Annotated in this window: 1 protein-coding gene; it reads right to left on the reverse strand. The window is 33.1% G+C overall.

Annotation, left to right across the window (positions count from 1 at the left end):
• The coding region (locus QWI17_RS01250; protein ID WP_302720675.1) for a GTP-binding protein at positions 1 to 362 on the reverse strand (362 nt) is incomplete at its 3' end.
• Positions 363 to 507: the final 145 nt, after the last annotated feature.

Consider the following 507-nt stretch of genomic DNA (forward strand, 5'->3'; position numbering starts at 1 on the left):
GTCACATCAGCTAAATCTGGGCTATATGTTGCAGCTAAATTATCTCCTCCACTTTCGATTAAAATCAATTCGATATCAGGAAAACGATCTGCTAATTCATCAACCGCCTCCAAATTCATACTTGCATCTTCACGAATCGCTGTATGAGGGCAACCTCCAGTCTCTACACCAATAATTCTATCTTCTGGTAAAAGACTATTTTTTGCCATAAATTTGGCATCTTCTGAACAAAAAATATCGTTTGTGATCACTCCTAAATTATAATCACTAAACATTTTTCGACTTAATTTTTCTAATAAAGCTGTTTTTCCAGAACCTACAGGTCCACAAACTCCAACTTTGATATATTTTCTATTTTCCATTTTGAATATTGTTTATAAAATTTATGACATGTATAAGCGAGAATATAAGCGCTCGTGTTGCATACATCTGATATCAAACGATGTGTTGCATAAACCTACATATTCTCTATCTAATTCTATTGTTTCTTTGGCTGTTTGAGAAATT

This window comes from Gilvimarinus gilvus (assembly GCF_030518155.1).
Taxonomy (GTDB): Bacteria; Pseudomonadota; Gammaproteobacteria; order Pseudomonadales; family Cellvibrionaceae; genus Gilvimarinus; species Gilvimarinus gilvus.